General features: G+C 69.6%; 17 protein-coding genes. 7 read left to right on the plus strand and 10 right to left on the minus strand.

Annotated elements, in window-relative coordinates; genetic code table 11:
• Positions 1-3: 3 nt before the first annotated feature.
• Positions 4-594 (plus strand): nucleotide exchange factor GrpE, encoded by a 591-nt coding sequence (locus INP57_RS14345; protein ID WP_200070687.1) that lies wholly within the window; start codon positions 4-6, stop codon positions 592-594.
• Positions 595-833: 239 nt separating this feature from the next.
• Positions 834-1,442, plus strand: coding sequence for a lytic polysaccharide monooxygenase auxiliary activity family 9 protein (locus INP57_RS14350; protein ID WP_200070688.1), 609 nt, complete (start codon positions 834-836; stop codon positions 1,440-1,442).
• Positions 1,443-1,580: 138 nt separating this feature from the next.
• Here the strand turns inward: INP57_RS14350 and INP57_RS14355 are convergent, their stop codons facing one another.
• Positions 1,581-1,895 (minus strand): hypothetical protein, encoded by a 315-nt coding sequence (locus INP57_RS14355; RefSeq protein WP_200070689.1) that lies wholly within the window; start codon positions 1,893-1,895, stop codon positions 1,581-1,583.
• 140 nt (positions 1,896-2,035) lie between these two features.
• Here INP57_RS14355 and INP57_RS29570 point away from each other — a divergent pair, with 140 nt between their 5' ends.
• Entirely contained in the window at positions 2,036-2,887 is an 852-nt protein-coding gene (locus tag INP57_RS29570) for a helix-turn-helix domain-containing protein (RefSeq protein WP_295141773.1), read from the plus strand.
• Between the two features lie 13 nt (positions 2,888-2,900).
• Entirely contained in the window at positions 2,901-3,104 is a 204-nt protein-coding gene (locus INP57_RS30035) for a DUF397 domain-containing protein (protein WP_295141770.1), read from the plus strand.
• A gap of 64 nt (positions 3,105-3,168) precedes the next feature.
• Here the strand turns inward: INP57_RS30035 and INP57_RS14365 are convergent, their stop codons facing one another.
• The 9 genes from INP57_RS14365 to INP57_RS14405 form a co-directional block, all read right to left on the minus strand.
• Positions 3,169-4,368, minus strand: a complete 1,200-nt coding sequence (locus INP57_RS14365; protein ID WP_200070691.1) for a macrolide family glycosyltransferase — start codon at positions 4,366-4,368, stop codon at positions 3,169-3,171.
• 257 nt (positions 4,369-4,625) lie between these two features.
• On the minus strand, positions 4,626-6,077 hold the full coding sequence (locus INP57_RS14370) for a glutamate synthase subunit beta (protein ID WP_200070692.1): 1,452 nt from the start codon (positions 6,075-6,077) through the stop codon (positions 4,626-4,628).
• Positions 6,070-10,635 (minus strand): glutamate synthase large subunit, encoded by a 4,566-nt coding sequence (gltB, locus tag INP57_RS14375; RefSeq protein WP_200070693.1) that lies wholly within the window; start codon positions 10,633-10,635, stop codon positions 6,070-6,072. The genes INP57_RS14370 and gltB overlap by 8 nt, the downstream gene beginning before the upstream one ends.
• A gap of 676 nt (positions 10,636-11,311) precedes the next feature.
• The gene (locus INP57_RS14380) at positions 11,312-12,607 is read right to left on the minus strand and encodes a glycosyltransferase family 87 protein (protein ID WP_233627528.1); all 1,296 of its coding nucleotides are present in this window, start codon (positions 12,605-12,607) and stop codon (positions 11,312-11,314) included.
• 240 nt (positions 12,608-12,847) lie between these two features.
• Positions 12,848-13,315 carry a cupin domain-containing protein gene (locus INP57_RS14385; protein ID WP_200070694.1) on the minus strand — a complete coding sequence of 156 codons (468 nt, stop codon included), beginning with the start codon at positions 13,313-13,315 and terminating at the stop codon, positions 12,848-12,850.
• A gap of 92 nt (positions 13,316-13,407) precedes the next feature.
• Entirely contained in the window at positions 13,408-14,463 is a 1,056-nt protein-coding gene (locus INP57_RS14390; RefSeq protein ID WP_200070695.1) for an Rrf2 family transcriptional regulator, read from the minus strand.
• A 220-nt stretch (positions 14,464-14,683) separates the two neighbouring features.
• A complete protein-coding gene (locus INP57_RS14395) occupies positions 14,684-15,802 on the minus strand; it encodes an LLM class flavin-dependent oxidoreductase (RefSeq protein ID WP_200070696.1) in 1,119 nt (372 codons plus the stop codon).
• 120 nt (positions 15,803-15,922) lie between these two features.
• On the minus strand, positions 15,923-16,663 hold the full coding sequence (locus INP57_RS14400) for an ABC transporter ATP-binding protein (protein ID WP_200070697.1): 741 nt from the start codon (positions 16,661-16,663) through the stop codon (positions 15,923-15,925).
• The gene (locus tag INP57_RS14405; protein ID WP_200070698.1) at positions 16,636-17,493 is read right to left on the minus strand and encodes an ABC transporter permease; all 858 of its coding nucleotides are present in this window, start codon (positions 17,491-17,493) and stop codon (positions 16,636-16,638) included. The genes INP57_RS14400 and INP57_RS14405 overlap by 28 nt, the downstream gene beginning before the upstream one ends.
• A gap of 325 nt (positions 17,494-17,818) precedes the next feature.
• On the opposite strand from INP57_RS14405, the gene INP57_RS14410 reads away from it, so the two are divergent.
• The 3 genes from INP57_RS14410 (at position 17,819) to INP57_RS14420 (ending at position 20,170) form a co-directional block, all read left to right on the plus strand.
• Positions 17,819-18,664, plus strand: coding sequence for a metallophosphoesterase family protein (locus INP57_RS14410; RefSeq protein ID WP_200070699.1), 846 nt, complete (start codon positions 17,819-17,821; stop codon positions 18,662-18,664).
• Entirely contained in the window at positions 18,661-19,323 is a 663-nt protein-coding gene (locus tag INP57_RS14415; protein ID WP_200070700.1) for a 4'-phosphopantetheinyl transferase family protein, read from the plus strand. Before INP57_RS14410 ends, INP57_RS14415 begins: the two co-directional genes overlap by 4 nt.
• A 100-nt stretch (positions 19,324-19,423) precedes the next feature.
• Positions 19,424-20,170, plus strand: a complete 747-nt coding sequence (locus tag INP57_RS14420; RefSeq protein WP_200070701.1) for an MBL fold metallo-hydrolase — start codon at positions 19,424-19,426, stop codon at positions 20,168-20,170.
• Positions 20,171-20,174 lie beyond the last annotated feature (4 nt).

The raw sequence follows: 20,174 nt of genomic DNA on the forward strand, positions 1-20,174 counted from the left end.
GGCGTGGCGCACGACGAACAGGACCCGCCGAACGCGCTGCCGATCCCGGCCGAACATCCCCGGCGGCGCCCGACCGTGGTGACCGATCTGATCGGCCCGCCGGAGTCGGCGCGCACCGACGCGCAGGCGTCCGCCGATCCGGCCGACCAGCTCGACCGGCTGCGCGGCGAACGCGATGAACATCTGGCCTCGCTGCAACGGCTCGCCGCCGAATTCGACAACTACCGCAAGCGGATGCTGCGGGAGCAGACCGCCAACCTCGATCGCGCGGCCGAAGGGCTGCTGCGGGAACTGCTGCCGGTGCTGGACGCCGTCGAACTCGGCGCCAAGCACAATCCGGAAGCACTGGGCGCGGTGCACAAGCAGTTGCAGCAGACCCTCGCCGCCGAGGGCCTGCACCGCATCGATCCGCTGGGCGAACCGTTCGACCCGGCCGAGCACGAGGCCGCTCCTTCCGACTCCAGCAACGTGATTCCGTTGCACGGCAACGATGTCCAGGCCAACGCCGTGGTCGCCGAGGTGCTGCGCCCCGGCTACCGCACGCACGGCCGGCTCATCCGGCCTGCGCTGGTGCGCGTCGCCTCCGGTGGTTGACGACCGGCTTCCGCGAAAGCGATCAACGCGCCGATCAATTCATCGGAAAATGCCCAACGAGGAGTCATTCCGAAAGCACGCTGCGCACATGAAAGCCTTCGTTAAACTTTATCGCAGCGTTACGTGACGGTAATCATCATGATCGGGTCTTGTGAGCTGTTTGCGGGCTACTAAAGTTCTCCACCCGGAAGGGCCGAAAAGGATTAACCCTTCCGCGGAGAACCCCGAAAAGGAGTTGCATGACCACGAAGCGCGCAGCGCGCTCGATCGGAATTTCGCTGCTCGGCCTGAGCACCTTGCTGGCGCCCGCGATCACGACCGGCCTCGCTCAGGCGCACGGTTTCACCGAGAGTCCGCCCAGCCGCCAAGCCGTGTGCGCCAACGGTGCAGCGGGTGACTGCGGGCCGATCCAGTGGGAGCCGCAGAGCGTGGAAGGCCCCGGGAACTTCCCGCAGCAAGGCCCGGCGGACGGGCATTTGTGCAGCGCGGACAACCCGACGTTCGGGCAGCTCGACGACCCGCGCGGCGGCGACTGGCCCGCCACGAACCTCGAGCCCGGGCAGAACGTCCAGTTCCACTGGAAGAACACCGCATCGCACCCCACCGAGGCGTACCGGTACTTCATCACCAAGGACGACTGGGATCCGAACAAGCCGTTGACCAGGGATCAGCTTGAGCCTGCCCCGTTCGCCACGGTGGACTACGGCGGCAAGACACCCGGCGACACCGAGGTCCACGACGTCCGGCTGCCCGCCGGCAAACACGGCAAGCACATGATCTTCGCAGCGTGGGAGATCGCCGACACCGACAACGCCTTCTACAGCTGCTCCGATGTGAACCTCGGCTGACCGGCGCCGGACGGCCGTGATTTGCACCGAATCCGGGGCAGCGGCCGATGCCCCGGATTCGGAACCCATTCCCCGAAAATCTGGCCCGCCCTGGTTTCGGGTTTTCCAGCCGGAAGTTCGCAAATGTTCCCGCGCCCGCTACCGCGCCCCATCACCTGCCGATGCCACTGCGGTCTCCACCCAGATCAAATGCATCTTGCGGCGGCGCCCCAGGCGTGCGCAGGCAGCTTCGACGGAACGGAAACGCACCCGTGCATCGTCCACGGTACTGATCACCTCCGCGCAGTCGTCGAAGGCCAAACCCCAGTAGCGCACGTACCCGTCTTCGCGCACACCTTCCTCTTCGCACAACGCGAACACCCTCGGCGCGTCGAACGCCACCACCTCACGCAACTCCCGCTGAAACTCCGCATCCGACGGCGCCGCCAAGATGCCCGACAGATCCACGTTCATGGCTCCTCCATCCATGCCTCTACACTGACCGCTAACACGTTACTGACTAACCGTTAGCTGCCCTAGATCACGATCGGGTGATCACTTCGGGGTAAGCCGAGGCGACAGGCACACTGGGGCGCGCGAGGAGGTTGGTTGCAGTGAGAAGCGATCCCGCGTCAACGCGTCGACGCATCGGAGCGGCCCTGCGGCAGTTCCGAAACGAGGCTGGGAAGACAGCCGAGCAGGCAGCCGAGGAGCTCGGGTGCTCACGCGGCAAGGTAAGCCAAATGGAAGCGGGCATGTACCGCCTCCAACACCGCGACGTGCGGGATCTGTTGCGCTTCTACCGGGTTCCCGAGACCGAGGTCGAAAACCTGGTAGCGCAGGCGAAGAGCTCGGCGGAACCGAGTTGGTGGGAACCGTACGCCGACATCGTCGAGGACTGGTTCGCCTTCTTCCTCGGTTCCGAAGGGGAAGCTGCCCGGGAGTTCAACTACGAACAACTCGTCATACCGGGACTTTTGCAGACCAGGGACTACGCCGAAGCTCTTACCGAGGCCAGTCGCAGCGTCGCTGCCCAGGACCGCCGAGCCGTCGCCGAGCTCCGCCTGGAGCGGCAGCGGCGGCTGCACGACTCGGCTCCGCTGCGACTTGACGCCGTTATCGAGGAGTCCGCGTTGCGCCGTCCGGTCGGCGGCGTAGAGATCCTGCGTGGCCAGCTCGCGCACCTCGTGAAGGTGGCCACCTTGCCGCATGTGCGCATCCAAGTGCTGCCGACTTCGGCAGGTGCCCACAGCGGCATGGATGGGAAGTTCATCGTTCTCGAATTCGCAAGCTTCAGCCCAGGCGTTTTCCTGGAGGGGCATCCGGTGCTGGGTGCGCGCTACGACGTCGGAGACCCACTGCTGGCGGAGACCTACCTCGCAGTTGCGAAAAGTCTTCGCAACGAGGCCCTGTCTGAGGAAGACTCACGGGAGTTCATCGAAGCAGTACTCACCGAACTCCCGTGACGAGGAGCAAGTCGTGGATCCGTTAAAAATCGACTGGAAGCGGTCGTCGCGGAGCATGAACCAGGGTGCGTGCGTCGAGGTGGCGGCGTTGCCCAGCGCAGTCCTCGCACGAGACTCGAAGGACCCGCACGGCCCGATCCTGCGATTCGACCGGCGCCGCTGGACGAGCTTCCTGACCCACCTGGCGGCCGCGGAGCAACCCGCTCGTTCAGAGTGAGCGGACCGTTCGTCCGGCTAGATTGGACGAACGGTCCGTTCACTCCTGGAAAGACCTCAGTGGATCAGCCGCCGAGGTGCGCCTCCAAGGCGTCGACACCCGCCGGGGCGCCGCCGGAGTTGCGGACGGCCTCGGACATCTTGTGCACGGCGGCGCGGATCTCGGAGGACTCGGCGACTTCCTGCACCGCATCGCGCAGCTGCGCGGCGGTGATCTCGTCGGAGTCCAGGTACCGCCCGAGTCCGAGTTCCTCCAGCCGCCGCGCGTTGGCCTGCTGCTCCTGCATCTGCGGCACCGCGATCGGCGGCACCCCGTAGTAGAGCGCCTCCATCGTCGAGTTCATGCCGGAATGCGTGAGGAACGCGCTGGCGTGCCGCAGCACCGCGGGCTGCGGGAAACTCGGGCGGACCTCGAAGTCGTCCGGGATCTCGCCGAGTTCGGCGGGCTCGACGACGTTGCCGATGGACATCGCGACCTGCCAGCCGCTGTCCCGGAACGCCTCGATGCAGGTGCGGAAGAAGTCCGCGCGCTGGTTGAAGATCGTGCCCAGCGAGATGAACAGCAGCGGCTTCACGGAGTCCGCGGGCCGCCAGTCCGACTCCGCGCGCCCGCCGACCGACGGGCCGATGAACCGGAACCGCTCGTCGAAGGTCTCCACCGCGATCTGGAACTCCGCGGGCAGGAACACCAGGTTCAACGAGGACGGGATGGTCTGCCCGAACCCGCCGGATTCGGTGGTCACCCCGAACTCGGTCTTGATCTCCGCCAGCCGCGCCTTGAAGTCCTGGAACACCGGGTGTTCCTCGTGGTCGAACGCATCGGCCGAGTGCTCCCGCAGCAGGTCGCGGAACGAGAAGCGCTCGTTGCCCGCGAAGTGCGGGACCAGCGCCACGTCCGGCACGCCCAGCTTCTCGGCCAGCATCGGCCCGGAGATCTCGCCGTCGTCGAAGCACACCGCGTCCGGCGGATCCTGCTGGAAGTGCTCGAGCAGCACGGGGAAGTTCTCCCGCAGGTCGGCGAGCCGGTGCTGCATGAACGGCGCCATCGCTTCCGGGTCGAACGTGCCGCCGAAGTTCGAGGGCAGCTTTGGCATCTCGCTGCCGGTGGGCACCGCGGTCGCGCCCGCCGCCTCGACCACCGGGGCGAACGCGGCGCCGACGCCGTAGCTGACCCGGTGGCCGCGCCGGACCAGCTCTTCAACGATCGGCAATGTGGGGTTGACGTGACCGTGCGCGGGCATGCTGACGAACGCGAAGTGCTTCATTTTCCCCTCAGAGCGAGTGAGTGCGCGGGCCGGCGGATGCCTGCCCGCCGCGCGGCCACCGGCGCTGGCGCCCGCACCTCCATGGTCGCGCAACAGCCGCCACCAATAAAGGTGTTTCTCGCAACTAAATGACTGGGCGACAGGCCGCCGCAAATCCGTCACCAGCAAAAAAGGCGCCACCGGGACCGCTCTGGTCCCGGTGGCGCCCAGGTGGATCACCGCCCCCGCGCCGAGCTGGCCAGCGCGGAGGCGGTGGCTCAGGTCAGCGGACGATCCGTCGGTGCGATCGGCGCGGGCAGCACGTCCCGGCCGGTCAGGTAGCGGTCCGCCCCGGCGGCCGCGGAACGGCCCTCCGAGATCGCCCACACGATCAGCGACTGCCCGCGGCCCATGTCGCCCGCGGTGAAGACCCCGTCCACGGAGGTCATGAAGTTCTCGTCGCGCGCGACGTTGCCGCGCTCGTCGAGATCCACCCCGAGCTCGTCGAGCAGGCCCTCCTTCTCCGGGCCGACGAAGCCCATCGCCAGGAACGCCAGCTGGCAGGGAATCTCCCGCTCGCTGCCCTCGACGGGCACGAACTTCCCGTCCTCGCGGCGCACCTCGACCAGCCGCAGCGCGCGCAGCTCGCCGTTCTCGTCGCCCAGGAACTCCTGGGTGTTGACCGAGAACAGCCGCTCGCCGCCCTCCTCGTGCGCCGAGGAGACCCGGTAGATCATCGGGTAGGTCGGCCAGGGCTGGGCGTCCGGCCGCGTGGACGGCGGCGTCGGCATGATCTCCAGCTGGGTGACCGACCGCGCGCCCTGCCGGTGCGCGGTGCCGACGCAGTCCGCGCCGGTGTCACCGCCGCCGATGACCACGACGTCCTTGCCCGCGGCGTCGATCGGCGAGGTCGCCAGGTCGCCTTCCTGCACCTTGTTCGACAGCGGCAGGTACTCCATCGCCTGGTGCACGCCGCGCACCTCGCGGCCGGTGATCGGCAGGTCGCGGGCGGCGGTGGAGCCTCCCGCCAGCACGACGGAGTCGTAATCGGACTTCAACTGCTGCACGGTCACGTCCACGCCGACGTTGACGCCGGTGCGGAATTCGGTGCCCTCGGCCCGCAGCTGCCCGAGCCGCCGGTCCAGCCGGTGCTTTTCCATCTTGAACTCGGGGATGCCGTAGCGCAGCAACCCGCCGAGGCGGTCGGCCCGCTCGAAGACCACCACGTCGTGCCCGGTGCGGGTCAGCTGCTGCGCGGCGGCCAGCCCGGACGGGCCGGAGCCGATCACCGCGACCTTCTTGCCGGTCTTGGCCGCGGGCGGCTGCGGGGTGACCCAGCCTTCGTCCCACGCCTTGTCGATGATCTCGATCTCGACCTGCTTGATGGTGACCGGATCGGAGTTGATGCCCACCACGCACGCCGCCTCGCACGGCGCCGGGCACAACGTCCCGGTGAACTCCGGGAAGTTGTTCGTGGCGTGCAGCCGCTGGATCGCGTCGGCCCAGTCGCCGCGCCAGGTCAGGTCGTTCCACTCCGGGATGAGGTTGCCCAGCGGACAGCCCTGGTGGCAGAACGGGATGCCGCAGTCCATGCAGCGCCCGGCCTGCTTCTGCACGTTGTCCTGCTCGAACTCGAGGTAGACCTCGCGCCAGTCCTTGATCCGGATGTCCACCGGCCTGCGCTGCGGCGTCTGGCGCTCGGTGGTGAGAAAGCCCTTCGGGTCAGCCATGAGCCGCCTCCATGATCGCGTCGTTGACGTCGCGCCCATCGCGTTCGGCGGCGCTCTGGGCTTCCAGCACCCGCTTGAAATCGCGCGGCATGACCTTGCCGAACCGGCGCAGCGCCAGGTCCCAGTCCGCCAGCAGCTCCGCGGCGACCTGCGATGCGGTCTGCTCGAAGTGCCTGCGCACCCGGTCGTGCAGGAACTCGGCGTCGGTGTCGTCGAGCGGGTCGAGGTCGACCATCTCCGGGTTGACCCGGTCGGCGCGCAGGTCCAGCACGTAGGCGATGCCGCCGGACATGCCCGCCGCGAAGTTGCGGCCGGTGTCGCCGAGGATCACCGCGCGCCCGCCGGTCATGTACTCGCAGCCGTGATCGCCGACGCCTTCGACGACGGCCACCGCGCCGGAGTTGCGCACGCAGAACCGCTCCCCGACCACGCCGCGCACGAACAGCTCACCGCCGGTCGCGCCGTAGAGCAGCACGTTGCCCGCGATGACGTTGTCCTCGGCGGTGTAGGAGGCGTTCTGCGGCGGGCGCACCACGATCCGCCCGCCGGACAGGCCCTTGCCGACGTAGTCGTTGCCGTCACCGAGCAGCCGCAGCGTGATGCCGCGCGGCACGAACGCGCCGAAGCTCTGCCCCGCCGAGCCGGTGAACGTCACGTCGATCGTGTCGTCCGGCAGCCCCGCACCGCCCCATTGCTTGGTCAGCTCGTGGCCGAGCATGGTCCCGACGGTGCGGTTGACGTTGCGCACCGGCAGTTCCAGGCGCACCGGAGAACCCTCCTTCAAGGCGCCCTCGCTGAGCTGGATCAGCGTGTTGTCCAGCGCCTTGTCCAGGCCGTGGTCCTGGGTGGTGGTGTTGTGCAGCGGCTTGCCCGCGGGAAGCTCCGGCACGTGGGTGATCGCCGAAAGATCCAGGTCGGCGGTCTTCCAGTGCCGCACCGCCTCGTCGGTGTCGAGCAGCTCGGCGTGCCCGATCGCCTCCTCGATGGAGCGGAAGCCCAGCTGCGCCAGGTATTCCCGGACCTCCTCGGCGATGAACTGGAAGAAGTTCACCACGTAGTCGGCCTTGCCGTTGAACTTCGCGCGCAGCTCCGGGTTCTGCGTGGCCACGCCCACCGGGCAGGTGTCGAGGTGGCAGACCCGCATCATGATGCAACCGGACACGACCAGCGGGGCGGTGGCGAAGCCGAACTCCTCCGCGCCCAGCAGCGCCGCGATCAGCACGTCCCGGCCGGTCTTGAGCTGGCCGTCGGTCTGCACCACGATCCGGTCGCGCAGGTCGTTGGTCAGCAGCGTCTGCTGCGTCTCGGCCAGGCCCAGCTCCCAGGGACCGCCCGCGTGCTTGATCGACGACAGCGGCGAGGCACCGGTGCCGCCGTCGTGCCCGGAGATGAGCACCACGTCGGCGTGCGCCTTCGACACCCCGGCCGCGACCGTGCCGACGCCGACCTCGCTGACCAGCTTCACGTGGATGCGAGCGGCCGGGTTGGCGTTCTTCAGGTCGTGGATGAGCTGCGCCAGGTCCTCGATCGAGTAGATGTCGTGGTGCGGCGGCGGGGAGATCAGCCCTACGCCCGGCGTGGAGTGCCGGGTCTTGCCGATCCACGGGTAGACCTTGTGGCCGGGCAGCTGGCCGCCCTCACCGGGCTTGGCACCTTGCGCCATCTTGATCTGGATGTCGTCGGAGTTGACCAGGTATTCGCTGGTCACGCCGAACCGGCCGGAGGCGACCTGCTTGATCGCCGAACGCCGCGAGTCGCCATCCGCATCGGCGGTGAACCGATCGGCGTCCTCGCCGCCCTCACCGGTGTTCGACTTGCCGCCGAGGCGGTTCATCGCGATGGCCAGCGTCTCGTGCATCTCCTGCGAGATGGAGCCGTAGGAGATCGCGCCGGTGGCGAACCGCTTGACGATCTCCGAGACCGGCTCGACCTCCTCGACCGGCACCGGCTCGCGGACGCCCTCGCGGAACTTGAACAGCCCGCGCAGCGTCATCAGGTCCCGCGACTGGTCGTCGACGGACTTGGTGTACTCCTTGAAGATCTCGTAGCGCCCGGCCCGCGTGGAGTGCTGCAGCTTGAACACGGTGCGCGGGTTGAACAGGTGCGGATCGCCCTCGCGCCGCCACTGGTACTCGCCGCCCACGTGCAGATCCCGGTGCGGGGCCTGCACGCCGTCGGCCGGGTACGCCTTGCGGTGCCGCTCGGCGACCTCGGTGGCCAGCCCGTCGAAACCGACTCCGCCGAGCCGCGAAGTGGTGCCCGCGAAGCAGCGCTCGACGACCTCTTCGCCGAGCCCGATCGCCTCGAAGATCTGCGCGCCGGTGTAGGAGGCCACCGTGGAGACCCCCATCTTGGACATGGTCTTGCGCACGCCCTTGCCCAGCGCCTTGATCAGGTTCGCGGTGGCCTGGTGGGTTTCAAGGCCCTGGAGCACGCCGTTGTGCACCAGGTCCTCGACACTGGCCATCGCCAGGTACGGGTTGACCGCGGCCGCGCCGTAGCCGATCAGCAGCGCCACGTGGTGCACCTCGCGCACGTCGCCGGCTTCGACGACCAGGCCGACCTGGGTGCGGTTCTTCTCCCGCACCAGGTGGTGGTGCACCGCGCCGGTGACCAGCAGCGAGGGGATCGGGGCGTGCTCGGCGTCGGCGGTGCGGTCGGACAGCACCAGCACGTGCGCGCCGTCGGCGACGGCGGCCGAGACCTCTTCGCAGATCTCGTCGAGGCGCTGCCGCAGCGCCTGCCCGCCACCGCCGACCTCGAAGGTGCTGCGGATGATCGCGGGCTTGAGCCCCGGGCGGTCGCCGTCGTCGTCGATGTGCACGATCTTGGCGAGCTGGTCGTTGTCCAGCACCGGGAACGGCAGCACCAGCTGCTTGCAGGCGTCCGGGTCGTGGTCGAGCAGGTTGTGCTCCGGGCCGACGTGGGTGGCCAGCGAAGTCACCAGCTCTTCCCGGATCGCGTCCAGCGGCGGGTTCGTGACCTGCGCGAACAGCTGGGTGAAGTAGTCGAACAGGTGCCGCGGGCGCTTCGAGAACGCCGCGAACGGCACGTCGTTGCCCATCGAGCCGATCGGCTCGGCACCACCGGCGGCCATCGGCCGCAGCAGCACGCCGAGCTCTTCCTCGGTGTAGCCGAAGACCTGCTGGCGATGCACCAGCGAGGCGTGCGAGGGCACTTCCCGGTCGCGTTCCGGCAGGTCGCCCAGGTGCACCACACCGGAGTCCAGCCACTCCTGGTAAGGGTGCTCGGCGGCGAGCCCGCCCTTGATCTCGTCGTCGTCGACGATCCGGCCCGCGCCGGTGTCCACCAGGAACATCCGGCCCGGCTGCAACCGGCCCTTGCGCACCACCCGCGCCGGGTCCAGCTCCAGCACGCCGACCTCGCTGGCCAGCACGACCATGCCGTCGTCGGTGACCCAGTAGCGCCCAGGGCGCAGGCCGTTGCGGTCGAGCACCGCGCCGATCTGGGTGCCGTCGGTGAACGCCACCAGCGCCGGGCCGTCCCACGGCTCCATCAAGTAGTTGTGGAACTCGTAGAAGGCGCGCCGCTGCGGATCCATCTCGGCGTGGTTCTCCCACGCCTCCGGGATCATCATCAGCACCGAGTGCGGCAGGCTCCGCCCGCCCAGGTGCAGCAGTTCCAGCACCTCGTCGAACGTCGCGGAGTCGCTGCCGTCCGGCGTGGCGATGGGGTAAAGCCGCTTGAGGTCGCCGGGGATGAGGTCGGTCGCGAGCATGCTCTCGCGGGTCCGCATCCAGTTCCGGTTGCCCTTCATCGTGTTGATCTCGCCGTTGTGCGCGATGAACCGGTACGGGTGCGCCAGCGGCCACGACGGGAACGTGTTCGTGGAGAACCGCGAGTGCACCAGGCCGATGGCGCTGGCGAACCGCTCGTCGCGCAGGTCCGGGTAGAACGCGTCGAGCTGGGTCTCGCTGAGCATCCCCTTGTAGACGAAGGTGCGCGCGGACAGGCTCGGGAAGTACACCTTCGCCTCGTGCTCGGCGCGCTTGCGCACGCAGAACGCGCGGCGCTCGAACTGCAGCGCCGACTCCTGCCCGGCACCGTCGCGGCCGTGCCCGAGGAACAACTGCCGGAAGCCCGGCATCACCTCGCGCGCCGAGCGGCCCGCGTTGTCCGGCACCACCGGAACGTCGCGCCAGCCGAGCAGGGCGAGCCCTTCCTCGGCCACGATCCGCTCGATGGTCTCGACGGCAGCGGCGGCTCCGGCCTCGTCGGCGGGCAGGAACGCGGTCCCGGCCGCGTAGCCGCCCGCCGCGGGCAGCTCGAAAGGCACGACGGCGCGGAAGAACTCGTCCGGGACCTGCGTCAGCAGGCCGACGCCGTCCCCGGTTTCCGGGTCGGCGCCCTTGGCACCTCGGTGCTCGAGGTTGCGCAGCGCGGTGAGCGCGTTGTCCACGAGGGCATGGCTGCGCCGCCCGTGCATGTCGGCCACGAACGCCACACCGCAGGCGTCGTGGTCGTGGGCGGGGTCGTAAAGGCCCTGCCCGGTGGCGCGGCGCTGCGCCTCGTTTCTCAGATACTGGGAATCCGGCATCGATCCTCCCGTCGCCAGGCCACGGACACGCGGGAGGTGTGGTCACTCGCCAGCGGGCCCGCGAAAACCTTCGGGCACTGACAAAAGGATGCGCCGTTGCAACCGCTGGTCAGTTTTCGGCACTGTACAGACCGATGCGGTGGAAAGCTACGGCGCAGTAACGCAGGTGAATGTCACATTCCGGCCGCGCGCTCGGCGCAGCCGCCTGCCGGGACCGGTCCCGCCGCAGGTCAAGACCGCCGCTGCGAACGCGCGCCAGCTCCGGTCACCGGCGCCGCACAGCTCGCCACCCAGCGTTCATCCGCGCTGCGCAGCGGCGCTGGCTCGGTCCAGCGGGAGCATTACGTGACCTAGCGCACACCGGAGTGACCCTTGCCTTAGCGCAGACCCGCCGGACGATCCCTTTTGGACTCCGCGGAAGTACGCTCGTGCCACCGAAATTCATCCGGATGCCGCAGTCCAGTTGTCGGGTTCGCCCGCACAGTCCCAAACCGGACTTACTCGCAGCACGGCCGGGCGCCGTCCCTGCTGGTACAGACCACCATCGGCCAGCGACTCGGCCGTTTCGAGTCCACAAAGGACATGCAGCATCCACGCCGCTCGCACCGGTCGAGCGATCCGCTCACGCGGGCCGGGATTCGCCGCGGAAACGATCGGGCGGTGCCGGGACAATGGTTCAGCGAACTGCGGCCGTGGTCTCGGCGAGGAAGCGCGGAGATCGCCGTCGCCGCCGGAGATCACGCTCCAGCAGCAACAGCATTGCGATTCCGAGCAGCAGATAGGAATTGCCGACCACGTGCTGTACCGCATTCCAGTCCCCGGCGGCGGGCAGCATCCGGAACGGCGCGATGTGCGCGGCGACCACGATGGCCGCGCCGGAGACCGCCCACCCGATGCTGCGCCTGCGCACCGCCGTCGCCAGCGCCACCAGCACTCCGGGCGCCGCCCAGACCCAGTGGTCCGACCAGGACGTGGGCGAGATCAGCAACGCCAGCAGACCGTTGGCCAGCAACGCCTGCGGCGCCTCCGCCGTGCGCAGCACCCGCGCGGTCACCACGAGCAACGCCAGCGCCAGCACCGCCCAGACCGCGTAGCGCACGCCGGTCGGCAGTTCCAGCCGCGCCAGTTCCCCCATGATCGATTGGTTGGTGTGGTACGCGGAGCCGCTCACCCCGGCCGCCGGACCGCGCCCGAACCAGTAGTCCATCGAGGCCGGAAAGCTCACCAGGAACCCGCAAGCCGTCCCGGCCGCGGCCGTGACCGCTGCGACCACCGCCGCCCGGAAATCCCGGCGAAACAAGAAGAACAGCACGAACGCCGCAGGAGTCAGCTTGATCGCGGCCGCGAGGCCCACCAGCAGCCCGCGCGGCCAGCGCGGGCGCGCGGTGAGGCAATCCGCGGCCACCAGCCCCATCAGCAGGATGTTCACCTGCCCCAGGCCGAACGAGGCGTAAACCGGCTCGAGCAGCAACGTGCCCGCCAACCCCAGCGAAGCCGCCGCGGCCGCTCCGCTCCGGCCCGCGACCGGCCACATGCTGCGGACCACGAGGTAGAGCACGCCGCCGAGCGCCGCCAGATCGGTCAGGTACAGCAACCACAAGCCGGGCACGAACGGCAGCACCGACGGAACCGCCAGCGGTAACAGCGCGAACGGCGGATACACCCAGGGCAACGGGCGGTCGGCGCTGGTCATCGCGGTGCCTTGGCTCGGGTCGCCACCGCCGAGCCAGGTGCGCACGGCCCACCGGTAGACCTGGTAGTCCACTCCGGCGCCGTGTCCGGTCCCGGCCAGGTGCAGCAGGAACATGCACGCCATCGCGGCGACCACGGCGACCGCCCCGGACGCGAGGACCGCTCGCGGCCGCGCGAGCACCAGCACGAGAACGCGGTCCCGCAGCCGCCGCGCGCCCGCGACCGGGCCGGCGGGGCGAGAGGGCTCGGACGGTGCGGGTTTCAACAGCGGGGTGGCCAACGAGATCCTTTCTTCACGCGGCCACCGGCATCGGCTGCTCGATCCCCGACGAGGAGCACGGCCGCAAGGTGCACCCTGCGCAGGCGCAGCACTCTATCCGACGGTTCGAGCGATCCCGCCGCCGACCCGACTCGTCCTTTTCGGACATTTCGGAAAATTAACGCTCCGGCGCGGAAATCTCGGGAAGCCCGCGAGAGCGGTGTCCGCCGCCGGCACCACCCAGCTCGTGCGAACGGAGCCTCAGAGCGGGTAGAGCCCGGGGAGGTTCACCACGATGGCTTCCTGGGTGCTGCGGGAGATCACCACGACCGCCTCCTCGTCGGGATCCGGATTCTCCTCCCGGTGCGGCACGTACGGCGGGACGAAGATGTAGTCACCGGGCTCGGTCTTGATGCGCACCTCGCCGGTGCCGTCGTGGAAGACGAACTCGGGATGCCCGTCGGCGACGTAGATCGAGGTCTCCGACTCGCCGTGGTGGTGATCGGCGGAGGCGGTGTCCGGGGCGACGTGGGTCTGGCCGGTCCAGATCTTCTCGGAACCCACCGACTCGCCGCTGATCGCGGCCAGCCGCTTCATGCCCTCGGTCTGCGCGGTGCCCTCGTCGAGGTCGGCGCCGCGCACGTGGTGCAGCCGGGAACGCAGCGACTTGCGCTGCTCGGGGTCGACCTCGGAGGTCAGGTCTGGGTGGAAGGCGTCGTGCTCGGTCATGGTCGCCGCTCCGGTCGTCTTGGGTGTTGCCAGCTGTCGGTGCCGGTCGTTCCGGCTCGTCCGCGTCGGTCGTCGGCGCGCCCGAGGATCGCTCATGCCGCGGCCGGCTGCGCGAGTTCGGCGACGCTGACCCGCGTCATGAACTCCGCCACCGTCCGCCCGAGCTGCTCCCACACCTCCGCGTGCGGGCCGTCTTCGTGGTGCGAGACCACTTCGCCCTCCACCGCGCGCACCACCTCGGCCAGCGTGATCTGCGCGGCAGGCCGGGCCAGCCAGTAACCGCCCTCGCAGCCGCGCCTGCTGCGCACCAGGCCGCCGCGGCGCAGCTCGACCATCAGGTTCACCAGCGAGTTCAGCGGAATGCCCTGGCTGCGGGCCATCGCCTCGCAGGTCTGCTGCTGCGGGCCGCGCGCCAGCTCGGTCAGCACCCGCAGCGAGTAGTCCACCCGCGCGGACACGTGCACCGGCGCGGCCCGGCGCGCGCGGGTGTTCCTGGCCGCGGGAACTTCGGGCAGCAGCACCGCGCCCTTGGCGATCTCTTCGCAGAACAGCACGATCCGCGCCGCGGCACTGCGGTGCGCCTTGTCGTTGAGGATGTCGTGCACGCCGTCCTTGAACGCGGCAACGGTCGCCTGCGAGTGTGCGGCGCCCAGCCGCGTCACCGGGTCGACGGGAGCGATCGGGTCGGACTCGCCGTGCAGCAGCAGCACCGGGATCTCCGGCAGCCGTTGCGGTGGTTCGCCGGTGGATCCGGTCAGCGCTCCCCATTCGAAATCCGGGTCGGCGCCGAGGTGTTCGCGATGGATCGGGCACGACGTGCGGGCGGTGATCTCGTCCTCCCGCCCGGCCGGTGGCTCCGCGGCGGCCAGCGGCGTTCCCGCCAGCACCAGCGCGTCTACCGGCTCGGCCAGCGCCGCCTCCCACGCCAGCAGCGCGCCGGTGTCCGAGCCCGCGAGCACGCGGGCGGCCTCGCCCGCACCGGCGAACCAGCTCTCCGGGGAGGCTTCGCGGTCCGGCGCCACGACGGTGTAGCCGTCGGCGGCCAGCCGCCGCCCGAGCCGCTCGTACACGCCGGGATGCTCGCCCCGCCCGTGCAGCACGACGACATGCCCCCGCGGAGCGTTCTCCGGCGCCCAGGTGCGCGTCATGACCCCTCCATTCCTTTCCCCCGGCATGATCCCCCGCCGCACTCCCACTCCGCCCGCACCCCGGAGTGAACGGACCGTTTGACCAATCTATTGGGACCAGCGGGCCGTTCACTCCCCCATGAGCACCCGGATCGAGTGGCGCTCCCACGTGTCGCCTGATCGCTAATCGCCGAGCGAACGGACCGTTTGACCAATCTATTGGGACCAGCGGGCCGTTCACTCAGGAAATCGCGGGTGCGGGGTTCGCCGCGCGGCGGGCGACGGTTTCGCGCACTCGCGGGAGGAGTTCGCGGCCGTAGTCGATGGCGTCGTCCAGCGGGTCGTAGCCGCGGATCAGCAGCGTGCTCACCCCGATGTCGACGTAGTCGGCCAGCGCCTCGGCCACCGTCTCGGCGGTGCCCACCAGCGCGGTGGAGTTCCCCGCCGCGTTCGTCGCGCGCGACGTGGGAGTCCACAGTGCACGGTCGTGCAGGTCTCGGCCCGCCGCGGCGGCGAGCAATCGCTGCGATCCGACGTTGGCGACCTCGGCGGAATTGCCGAGCGTCTTCGGCCCGGTGAACGAGCCGAATCCGCCGCGAGCCGCGTGGATCCGGTCCAGGATCCGGTGCGCCCGTTGCCACGCGAGTTCTTCGGTGGCACCGAGGATCGGCCGGAACGAGACGCTGATGCCCGGGAGGTCGCAGCGCCCGGCGGCCTTCGCGGCAGCCCGCACCGACGCGATCTGCTCGGCGGTCTCGGCCAGCGGCTCGCCCCACAGCGCGAACACGTCGGCGTGCTTGCCGCCGACCCGGTACGCCGCCTGCGACGATCCGCCGAAGTACAGCGGAATCCGGGGCTGCTGCACCGGTTTCACCCGGGTCTCGAATCCCTCGAACCGGTAATGCTCGCCCACGTGGTCGATCGGGCCCGGCTCGGTCCAGGCCCGTTTGAGCACTTCGAGGTATTCGTCGGTGCGCGCGTAGCGCTCGTCCTTGCCGAGGTAGTCGCCGTCGCGCCGCTGCTCGGCGTCGCTGCCGCCGCTGATGACGTGCACCGCGATCCGCCCGCGCGCCAACGTGTCCAATGTGGAGAACGTGCGGGCGGCCAGCGTCGGCGCGACGAAACCCGGCCGGTGCGCGACCAGGAAACCGAGTCGTTCGGTGTGCGCGGCCACGTGCGCGGCGAGCTGCGTGCCGTCCGGCGAACCCGAACCGTGTCCGATGAGGACGCGGTCGAACCCGCCGTCCTCGTGCGCGCGGGCGAACCGGCGCAGGAACTCCGGGTCGATCGCCGGGCCGCCGGCCGGATGGATCTCCGAGACGTGCTGCGCCCCGATCATGCCGACGATCTCGACCGACATGTCACCACTTCCTTCACGAATGTGCGTTGCGTTGCCGGAAAAGCTCACCGGTCCGGTTTCGGCTCAGGACCGCGCGTGCCGGAGCCGCGAACGGCCCGCAGCCCCTTCACAACGAAGTCCTCAGTGGACACCGAGCCAGGACAGCAGTTCCGCGCGCTGGGCCACGAAACCCGGCGCGGAAACGTCCCGCGGCCGTTCGTGCTCGACGAGCTGGTCGTGCGCGATGCCGCCGTCGCGCAGCACCAGCACTCGATCGGCCAGCAGCAGCGCCTCTTCGACGTCGTGGGTAACCAGCAGGATCGCGCAGCCGTGGCGCTGCCAGAGCTCGCCGACCAGGTTCTGCACCTTGATCCGGGTCAGCGCGTCGAGCGCGGAGAACGGCTCGTCCAGCAGCAACAGGTCCGGTTCCCGCACCAGCGCCCGCGCCAGCGAGGCGCGCTGCGCCTCACCGCCCGAGAGCACCTTGGGCCACACGTCGACCCGATGTCCCAGGCCGACCTCCTCCAGCGCCTCTATCGCCTTCGCCCGGTCCGGACGCCCGTCCAGGCCCAGGACCACGTTGCGCCACACCCGTTTCCACGGCATCAGCCGCGGGGACTGGAACGCCACCGCACGGCGCCGCGCGACCTGCACGTCCCCGCCGATCTCGCGGTCCAGGTCGGCCAGGATGCGCAGCAGCGTGCTCTTTCCGCAGCCGCTGGGGCCGAGCAGGGCAACGAACTGGCCCGGCCGGATGTCCAAGTCGAGTCCATTGAGGACGGTGTGCTCGTCGAAGCTCTTGGTGAGCCCGCGCACCGACGCGGGCAGCGCCGTCGTCTCGGGCGCGCGCTCGGCTACGCTCCGCGGAAGGCCGGTCGCCATGCCAGAACAGTCCTTTCCAGAAGTCGCACGATGAAATCGGCCACCAGGCCGAGCAGGGCGTAGAGCACCAGGCAGACCACGATCACGTCGGTCTGGAAGAACTCGCGCGCCATGTTCATCTCGTAGCCGATGCCCGCGGTGGCGTTGATCGTTTCGCCGAACACCAGCGCCAGCCACGCCGAACCGAGCGAGTACCGCAGGCCCACCAGGGCGTTGGGCATCGCAGCGGGCAGGATCACGTGGCGCACCTGGGCGAACCGGCCGAGCCCGAGCGTCCTGGACGCCTCCACCAGGCCGGCGTCGACGTTGCGGATGCCGCCGTAGATGTTCATGTACAGCGGGAAGGTCACTGCCAGCGCGATCAGGATGATCTTGGGTTCCTCGCCGATGCCGAACCAGATGATCAGCAGCGGGATCAGTCCGATCACCGGAACCGTGCGCAGCATCTGCATCGGCGCGTCGATCAGGTCCTCACCCCGGCGGAACAACCCCGACAGGGTCGCCAGCACCACGGCTGCGACCAGCCCGCACACGAGTCCGGCACCGACGCGTTGCACCGAGGTCAGCACGGCCGACTGGATCCGGCCCTCCTCCCACAGCTCGCCCGCGGTGGCCAGCACCGTGGCCGGGGAGGCCAGCGTGTCCTCGTCGAGCAGGCCGGTACCGCTGAGCACCTGCCACAGCACGATCAGCCCGACGGGACTGAAGGTTTTGAACAACCAGCGAGGAATCCGCGGGCGGTTCCTGGCTTTGCTGTTCCGGACGTTGGTGACCGCGATGGCATCCGGGTCGGCCCGGGCGCCGTTCGGGACGTGGTCGGGCAAGCTCATCAGCACGCTCCGCTGGGCAGCACGGCGCGCACCGCGCGGTGCCGCCGGGAGGAATCAGGAGGAAAGCGTCGACTCGACCGCGGTCGCCCGCGGGAGTTTTCAGGCGCTACAGAGCGCGGACGACACACGCGCGAAATCCACGTATCCGCGTGTGGTGAGAGTCGCCGTCCGGGCCATGTGGTGACGGTATCGACGCCCTGCCCGGCCGTAAACCCAACCCGGAGAGCCGAGATTCGATTCCCAGCCCGTGGGAGCCCGCCGCGGACTGTGAATTCCCCCAGAACCGCCCCGGGAAGCTCACCAGCACGGATACGATCGGCACATCATGAGCTCTACCCCAGGTGAACTGCTGGCCGTCAGCGATCTGCACGTCGCGATGGCCGAGAACAAGGACATCACCCGCAACCTGCGCCCGCGCACCGAGCACGACTGGCTGATCGTCGCCGGAGATGTCGGCGAGCTCTCCGACGAGATCTCCTGGGCGCTGGAGCTGCTCGCGGAACGGTTCGCCAAGGTCATCTGGGTGCCCGGCAACCACGAGCTGTGGACACCGAAGCAGGATTCGCTGCAACTGCGCGGCGAAGCGCGCTACCTGGAGCTGGTGCGCCGCTGCCGGGAACTCGGCGTGGTCACGCCCGAGGACGAGTTCCCGATCTGGACCGGCCGCGGCGGCCCGGTCACCGTCGCGCCGCTGTTCGTGCTCTACGACTACACGTTCCGCCCGGCGGGAACCGCCACCAAGGAAGAAGCGCTGGCCGTCGCGCACGAGTCCGGCGTGGTGTGCACCGACGAGTTCCTGCTGCACCCCGACCCCTACGAGACCCGCGACGACTGGTGCCGCGCCCGGCTGGCCTACACCGAGCAGCGGCTCGCCGAGTGCGACCCCGAACTTCCCACGGTGCTGGTGAACCACTACCCGCTGGTGCGCGAACCCACCGATGTCCTCTGGTACCCGCAGTTCGCGCAGTGGTGCGGAACCGTGCACACCGCGGATTGGCACCTGCGGCACCGGGCTTCGGTGGTGATCTACGGGCACCTGCACATTCCGCGGACCACTTGGCACGACGGGGTGCGCTTCCAGGAAGTCTCGGTCGGCTACCCGCGCGAGTGGAAGCGGCACGGCTTGCCCGCGGACTCGCTGCGGCCGGTGTTCGGCGAGGAGGCGGCGTGATCGAGCGGTTGCTGCCGGGCGAACTGGCCTGGGAGGAGACTTTCACCGACCCGCCGGAGGCGTGGCTGTTCGACGAGGAGTCGCAGGTGATCGCCCGCGCGGTGGACAAGCGCCGCCGCGAGTTCACCACCGTGCGGCACTGCGCGCGCAACGCGCTGGCCAAGATCGGCGTGCCCGCTGCTCCCCTGCTGCCGGGTGAACGCGGCGCACCCGGCTGGCCCGAAGGCGTGGCGGGCAGCATGACGCACTGCCTCGGCTACCGGGCCGCGGTGGTCGGCCGCCAGGAAACCGTGCTCACGGTGGGCATCGACGCCGAACCGCACGACGCACTTCCGGACGGGGTGCTGGAGGCGGTCACGCTGCCCGCCGAGCGCGGCCGGATCACTGAACTGTCCACATCGGACTCGTCGTTGCACTGGGACCGGATCCTGTTCAGCGCCAAGGAATCCGTGTACAAGGCGTGGTTCCCCGTGGCCCGGGAATGGCTCGGTTTCGAAGACGCCGAACTCACCATCGCCCGCGACGGCGCGTTCCACGCGCAGCTGCTCAAACGCGGACCGGACGTCGAGGGCGCACCGCTGGACTCGTTCACCGGCCGCTGGCTGGCCGCCGACGGCCTCATCATCACCGCGATCACCCGCTTGCGTACGACAGGATGAGCCGTCGGGGAACCGCGCTCACGAATCGGGCGGCTGCCCGAGTTCGGTAGCGGCGATGCCGCAGCGGATCGTGCTGCGGCATCGCCGTAACATCCGGTGGGTGCGCATCACGGTTCTCGGGGGTTGCGGCGCTTGGCCCGTTCCGGACCAGGGGTGCAGTGGCTACCTGGTCGAACACGGCGGTTTCCGGCTGCTGATCGATCCCGGTTACGGCACGTTCCAAGCGCTGCTGCGGACCACCGCTGCGGAGCGGGTCGACGCGGTGCTGGTCAGCCACGGTCATCCCGACCACTGCGCCGATTTGAACCCGCTGCTGCGCGCGCGTGCGCTCGGTCCGGACCCCTGCGCGCCGCTGCCCGTGCACTCGTTGCCGGGAGCATTGGGGCCGGTGCTCGCGCTGGACTCCCCGCACATGCTGGCGACGGCCTATCGCCTGGCCGAGTTCACGGCGGGACACCGGTTCGCCATCGGACCGTTCACAGTGGACGCACGGTGCACGCCGCACTTCGTGCCGAACGCGGCGGTTCGGCTGGCCGCGGGTGGCAGCACGCTCGTCTACACCGGCGACAGCGGTCCGAGCCCGGAGCTCGATGCACTCGCCGCGGGCGCCGACGTGCTGCTCGCGGAAGCGACCTTCGTCGAGCGGGTCGTGCCGGATTCCGACTCCCCGCACCTGTCCACGGCCTGGCAAGCGGGACGGTGCGCAACGCGCGCCGCGGTCGGGCGTCTCGTGCTCACCCACCTCTGGCCGGGCACCGACCGATCGGCGGCGCGCTCGGCGGCGCGGCGCGAGTACCGCGGTGCGATCGACGTCGCCGAACCGGGTTTGACCATCGAACCGGGCTGAGCGG

Source organism: Saccharopolyspora galaxeae, assembly GCF_016526145.1.
GTDB lineage: Bacteria > Actinomycetota > Actinomycetes > Mycobacteriales > Pseudonocardiaceae > Saccharopolyspora_C > Saccharopolyspora_C galaxeae.